5 protein-coding genes and 6 tRNA genes are annotated in these 6,225 nt (G+C 44.5%); all 11 read left to right on the top strand.

Annotation, left to right across the window (positions count from 1 at the left end; genetic code table 11):
- Positions 1-97 precede the first annotated feature (97 nt).
- Positions 98-171, top strand: a tRNA-Asp gene (locus tag OCV77_RS01730).
- 34 nt (positions 172-205) lie between these two features.
- A tRNA-Val gene (locus tag OCV77_RS01725) sits at positions 206-278 on the top strand.
- A 7-nt stretch (positions 279-285) separates the two neighbouring features.
- Positions 286-358 (top strand) — tRNA-Thr (locus OCV77_RS01720).
- A 25-nt stretch (positions 359-383) separates the two neighbouring features.
- Positions 384-465, top strand: a tRNA-Tyr gene (locus OCV77_RS01715).
- A gap of 26 nt (positions 466-491) precedes the next feature.
- Positions 492-565: transfer RNA gene (locus OCV77_RS01710), tRNA-Met, on the top strand.
- A gap of 26 nt (positions 566-591) precedes the next feature.
- Positions 592-664: transfer RNA gene (locus OCV77_RS01705), tRNA-Phe, on the top strand.
- Between the two features lie 331 nt (positions 665-995).
- Complete coding sequence (locus tag OCV77_RS01700) at positions 996-1,997, top strand: LacI family DNA-binding transcriptional regulator (protein ID WP_118797148.1); 1,002 nt, start codon at positions 996-998, stop codon at positions 1,995-1,997.
- 56 nt (positions 1,998-2,053) lie between these two features.
- Positions 2,054-3,103, top strand: coding sequence for a hypothetical protein (locus OCV77_RS01695; RefSeq protein ID WP_262572729.1), 1,050 nt, complete (start codon positions 2,054-2,056; stop codon positions 3,101-3,103).
- A 74-nt stretch (positions 3,104-3,177) separates the two neighbouring features.
- Entirely contained in the window at positions 3,178-4,161 is a 984-nt protein-coding gene (locus OCV77_RS01690; RefSeq protein WP_262572727.1) for a Bug family tripartite tricarboxylate transporter substrate binding protein, read from the top strand.
- Positions 4,162-4,186: 25 nt separating this feature from the next.
- Positions 4,187-4,651 carry a tripartite tricarboxylate transporter TctB family protein gene (locus OCV77_RS01685; protein ID WP_262572725.1) on the top strand — a complete coding sequence of 155 codons (465 nt, stop codon included), beginning with the start codon at positions 4,187-4,189 and terminating at the stop codon, positions 4,649-4,651.
- Between the two features lie 64 nt (positions 4,652-4,715).
- Complete coding sequence (locus tag OCV77_RS01680; RefSeq protein ID WP_262572723.1) at positions 4,716-6,224, top strand: tripartite tricarboxylate transporter permease; 1,509 nt, start codon at positions 4,716-4,718, stop codon at positions 6,222-6,224.
- The last annotated feature ends 1 nt before the right edge of the window (position 6,225 follow it).

Here is a 6,225-nt window from a genome sequence, read left to right as displayed (position 1 = left end):
ATGCATTCAGCTGATAAGTACTAATCGGTCGAGGGCTTATCCAGGAATTGCGGAAAGATATGAGATTTGATGTTCGGTTTTGAAGGTATGATATTATGGCCTGGTGGCTCAGCTGGTTAGAGCGCCGCCCTGTCACGGCGGAGGTCGTGGGTTCGAACCCCATCCGGGTCGTTTACAGAGGATTTTTCCTCGGTATTATATATATGGGATCTTAGCTCAGCTGGGAGAGCATCTGCCTTACAAGCAGAGGGTCATAGGTTCGAGCCCTATAGGTCCCATTTATATGCCGATGTGGCTCAATTGGCAGAGCAGCTGATTTGTAATCAGCAGGTTATCGGTTCGAGTCCGATCATCGGCTTGTGATGTGAATTTCATATCATAATGGGTGGATTCCCGAGTGGCCAAAGGGGACAGACTGTAAATCTGCTGCAATTTGCTTCGGTGGTTCGAATCCACCTCCACCCATTAGCCGAAAGGCATCAACTAAATATCGCGGGGTGGAGCAGTCTGGAAGCTCGTCGGGCTCATAACCCGAAGGTCATAGGTTCAAATCCTGTCCCCGCTACTTGACTTATTAAGTATTAAGTCTATGCCCAGATAGCTCAGTTGGTAGAGCAGAGGACTGAAAATCCTCGTGTCACTGGTTCGATTCCGGTTCTGGGCATTTTTAATGTTTAAAAATTCATAGTTATATTCTTCATTTCAGTGGTTCGTAAGAATCGCTTTTTTTATGTCTGGAACAAAAAACAACAAATCATTTCGGAAAATTAGAAAAATCCACACATATCAGTAAAATAAAAATCCCACAATATCAGGAAAACAGAACATATACGGAAGGTAAATCTGTAAGGGAAAATCAGCATTTCAAAGATGACAATAGTGAATTTTCACAAAAACAGACGATTCTATTTATTAAATATGTTCAGTTGACACAAAAATTCTTCTGTGATATATAATATATAAACACGAGTAAATAAACAACAACAGGAGTCGAAATGGTTACCAGAAATGAAGTTGCCGAAAGGGCAGGCGTATCCCCATCAGTAGTTTCATATGTACTTAACAATTCGAATTATGTCAGTGAGGAGAAGAGGAAGGCGGTGCTCAAGGCAGTAGAGGAGCTTCACTATCATCCGAATTACATTGGCAGAAGCCTTAAGACAAAAAAGACAAATATACTTGGTCTTGTTTGTGATGATATCCGAAGTGAATTGTTTGCAGAGATCACTTATTTCAGTGAGAAATACGCATATGACAAGGGCTATAATCTTTTCCTTTGTACCAGCCATCAGGAGGATGCATTCTTAAGTCAGCTTGTTGACCACAGACTGGATGGAATTTTTCTTGCAACAAGTATTTACAGTACAGAACAGATCAATAAGATCGCAAAGAGTGGTATTCCTGTTGCGCTTTACGGCGCACGTCATTATGGAGAGCTAGAAAGCCGTGTAAGGTGTCTCCGTGTTGATTATGTGAAAGCTGCTTATCTGCTGACAGAGAGACTGATCCAGAGAGGGTTTGAAAGAATCGCCTTTTTCCCTCCCTACAAGTCAAAGGTTCATCAGTTCAGCAGAAAAGATTACCGCTATCGTGGGTACGAGGATGCGCTGCTTGCTTATAATTATCAGGTGGATGAAAGCCTGATCAGCTACGAAAATGATCGTTATGATGATATCCTGAACAGAGCTGTACAGATCTGTGGTGATAATCTTGAGAAATATGGGAAGGTGGGAATTGTTGCCGGTAATGATTATCTGGCAGTGCTTATCATGAACCATCTTAAGAAAGCGGGGTTATATGATCCGGAAAAGATAGCGATTACAGGGATGGATGACACAGCGTCCTCCAAGATTGTAGATCCGAGGCTTACAACAGTCGGGTTTTCCAAAAAGGATATCGCCAGATATGTGGTTGATTTTCTGGTAGAGGATGGGAACAATGATGGACAGCAGGTCAAGGATATCCCAGTATATCTGGTGGAAGGGAAAAGCGGTTAATTTATTATTTTTGCAAAATATTTACACGAGTTTATAAAGAGAGGAGTGATGACAGATTGGAATGCAGAAAGAGTGAGTTAGTCAAGGATGTGCCTGGCTTATACGCTGTCACAGATGTCACATTGGATGGGAAAGAGTATTATGCAGCAGCATCTGAAAACCGTGGCGGTAGAGTATATCTGGTAGATCCGGTCACGCAAAAGGCTACAGAGCTGTTTGGAGGACAGGGCGGCGTCATGGCGATCCTGGATGTAAAAGGCGAAAATGCAGTGCTTTTCATCGAAGAGTTCTATCCGGTATTTGATTCTGCAACAGCCAAGGTGATCAAGGCTGATCTGGAGAAGAAGGATGACGGATATGAGGTCAGCAAAAGAACCGTACTTGCAGAGATTCCTTACGTTCACAGAATTTCACTGCTGCAGGAAAAGGATGGTGTTTATCTGGCAGCCGGAAAGCTTTGCAAGAGCAAGACAGATCAGGATGACTGGTCAACATCAGGAACCATGGAGATTGGAAAGTATGATCCCACAAAAGACAAGGTAGAGATGGAGCAGATCTACGATGGTGTAACAAAGCACCATGCCATGTTTGTAGCAAGGAACAAAGAGGGCTTCGATGATCTTTACTTTGGAGGAACGGAAGGTGTTTTCCGGGCAACCTGTAAAGACGGTGAATGGAATGTAGAGCATCTGCTGAGTGTTCCTACCAGTGATATCGTTTATATGGATCTGGACGGGGATGGCAAAGAAGAACTTGCAATCATCGAAGAGTTCCATGGAAACAAAGCCGTAGTATTCAAGAAGCTGGGCGCAGGAATGGAAAGAATGGTTGAGATTCCCTTAAGCTTCGGACATGTGCTCTGGGGCGGACAGTTCTTTGGAAGGCCTGCACTGATCACAGGAAGCAGAGCCGGGGACAAGACCTTACGGAAGTTCACCTTTACCTGTGAAGGCGAAGGCAGAACACAGATCGAAGAAGAAACAGTCCTGGACGAGGGACAGGCTCCTGCACAGATCTTTGTGATAGGGGATGCGAAGGAAAGCATCGTAGTAGCTGCCAATCATGGTGTTGCCACCATGGCAGAGTACAGATGCACAGAAGATTGAAAAACAGCAAATGATCTGCACAGGAGCAGATAATAATAACAAAATACAAACTAAGAGAAAAGAGAGGTAAAGGTATGAAAAAGAGAGATTTTAGAAGAATTTTAGCAGGAGCAATGGCAGGGGTTATGATGCTTGGTCTTACAGCCTGCGGATCATCAAATGAAAGTGCAGCATTTCCTTCAGACACAGTAAATATCGTATGCCATGCAAAGGAAGGTGGCGGAAGTGATGCTCTTGCAAGAGAAGTAGCACAGGTTATGCAGGACAAGCTTGGCTGGTCTGTAACAGTTGAAAATAAGACAGGTGGCTCCGGATCCGTTGGTATGCAGTATGTACAGAACTCCAAGCCGGACGGGTACACCATTGGTACCGCACCTGTAGAACTTTCCATGATCCAGGCACTTGGCTATGCAGAGTTAAATCCTGACAGTGTAAGCCTTCTTGGATGTGGAATGTCCTGGTCAGCGGCATTATATGTTCCCAAGGATGCCCCTTATGATAATATGGAGGATTTCATCAATTACTGTAAAGAGAACCCTGATGTAGTGAAGGTTGCCAACTCTGGTATTGGTTCTATCTGGCACATTGCAGCCTGCGCAATGGCTGACAAGGCTGGTATTTCCTTAAATCATGTTCCTTATGACGGAGCAACAGGCGCCCTTACCGCTCTTCTTGGAAGCGAGGTAGATGCAGCAGTTGTTGGTACATGCGAAGGCTATTCCTATGTTGATTCCGGCGATCTGAAGTGCCTTGGTGTATTCGGCGAAGACAGAAGTGCAACAATGCCTGATGTTCCTACCGCCAAAGAGCAGGGCTATGATCTGAACGTTGTATGCTGGGTTGGCTTCCTTGCACCTAAGGATGTTGATGAAGCTACACTGACAACTCTTCAGGATTCCTTAAAGACAGTATTTGAGACAGATGAGTACAAGTCCTTCTGTGAGACAAGAGGATGCGACAGCACATACTATAGTGCGGAAGAGTTCAAGAAGATGGCAGACAGCGACTTCACATATTATTCAGAGCTGATCAGCAGCCTTGGTATCGTAGCACAGTAGTCATTATAAGAAACGAGGGTCTTCTATGTTGAAAAAATTATCAGGAAATACAGTGATCGGACTTTTGTTCATCATTATTTCCGGAATTATACTCTATATAGCAAATACAACACTGCCGGCAACAGCGCCGGCAGGAGACCCGGGATCAAGAATTTTTCCTTCAGCAATTTGCATTATCATCATGATCCTGGGAATCATCCTGATCGTTCAGTCTGTCAGGAAACCGGAAAAGGCATTTGCAGGAACCTTTGCAAGTGAGGACAGTAAGCAGAGCTGCATCAGAGCGGTTCTGATCTTTGCAGACCTGGCACTGTTTCTGGTTCTCTGGAAATTTGTTCCCTTTCTTATTGCAGGTATGATCTTCATGTTCCTGCAGTGCATGATCTTTAAAGAAAAGCTTTTATTCTCTGTTATTTATTCTGTGGCAGTAACCGGTGTGCTGTATGTGATGTTCTCCATATTCCTGAAGGTAAATCTGACAATCCACTGATGGAGGACATTTACGGATCAAATCGTTTAGCTTATGAAAATATAACAGGCAGAGAGGTATTAATATGGATTATTTATCAGCAATACAAAGCGTCATGAATCCGATGTGCTTACTGTGCATATTGCTTGGCGTTGCAGTAGGAATGGTAGTTGGAACTCTGCCGGGATTAACCTCTGTTATGGCAATTTCACTGATCACTCCCCTGACCTTTAAACTGAATCCGACTTATGGCTTTGCAATGCTTCTTGGTGTATATAATTCCGCTATCTTTTCCGGTGGTATTTCGGCGATCGCGATCAACACGCCAGGAACACCTGCATCAATAGCAACAACCTTTGACGGATATAAAATTTCACAGAGAGGCCGTGCAGGCTTCGCTCTTGGTGTCAACACCATCTACTCCGTGATCGGTGGTCTGTTCTCCACCATCGCACTGATGGTTGCCTGTGCACCACTTGCCAGACTGGCACTGAACTTTGGTTCACCTGAATATTTCTGGCTGGCGCTTTTTGGACTTTCCATGATGATCAGTGTTTCCCACGCATCACTTGCCAAGGGACTTGTTACAGGATTTGTAGGAATGCTTCTTGCAACTGTAGGACTGGATCCACTTCTTGGAAGCAAGCGTTTTGTAGGAAATAATATTTCCCTGATGGATGGTATCGCATTCATTCCCGTGATGATCGGTCTGTTCGGTGTAGGAGAGATGCTGTTCCAGATTTTCGAACATAAAAAAGAAGATGATAACAAGAAAGACATTGTCGATCTGAAAGATAAAGAGAGAGTTCTTCCTACGAAGGAGGAGCATAAGCGTATGACAATTCCCGGACTGATCGGTTCTGTGATCGGTGTCCTGGTAGGTATCGTGCCCGGTACCGGCGGAGATATTTCTGCACTGATCTCCTGGGATGTATGTAAAAGAGTATCCAAGCATCCCGAAGAGTTTGGAGATGGTTCTGTAGAAGGGCTTGCTACCACCTGTGCCTCCAATAACGCATCTATCGGTGGTGCCCTGACAACAGCACTGGCACTCGGTATTCCGGGAGATGGAAACACAGCAGTATTGCTTGGTGCACTGACCATGTATGGAATGGTTACAGGACCTACCCTTCTTTCCAACAGTGCTCCCTTCGTTTGCAGGCTGTACATCATCATGATCATTGCAAACCTGATCATCCTGCCTCTTGGGCTGCTCAGTGCAAAGGCATGTATCAGGCTTCTGTCCATCAAGAGCCAGTACATTCAAATGGCAGTTCTTCTGATCTGCTGTGTAGGTGCATACTCCATGAACAGGAACTATACCGATGTGATCGTTATGTTCATTGCCGGAATCTGCGGATTCTTCTTCCGTAAGTATGATTATCCTCTTGGACCGATGATCCTTGGACTTCTGCTTGGTGATATGTGCGAGACAAACCTTCGTCGTACACTGATGCTTTCCAACGGAAGCTACTTACAGCTGTTTACAGGTCCGATTTCCATCGGACTGATCGTACTGATCCTTCTGGCGATCGGATGGCCTTTTATCAGCAATCTGTTCCAGAAGAAAAAGAATAAGAAAGTTGAGGGTTAAT

Origin of the sequence: Suilimivivens aceti, assembly GCF_025567405.1 — a bacterium.
GTDB classification, from domain to species: domain Bacteria; phylum Bacillota; class Clostridia; order Lachnospirales; family Lachnospiraceae; genus Suilimivivens; species Suilimivivens aceti.
The sequence above is the reverse complement of the archived record's forward strand: the minus strand, read 5'-3'. Positions and strand labels throughout refer to the sequence as shown.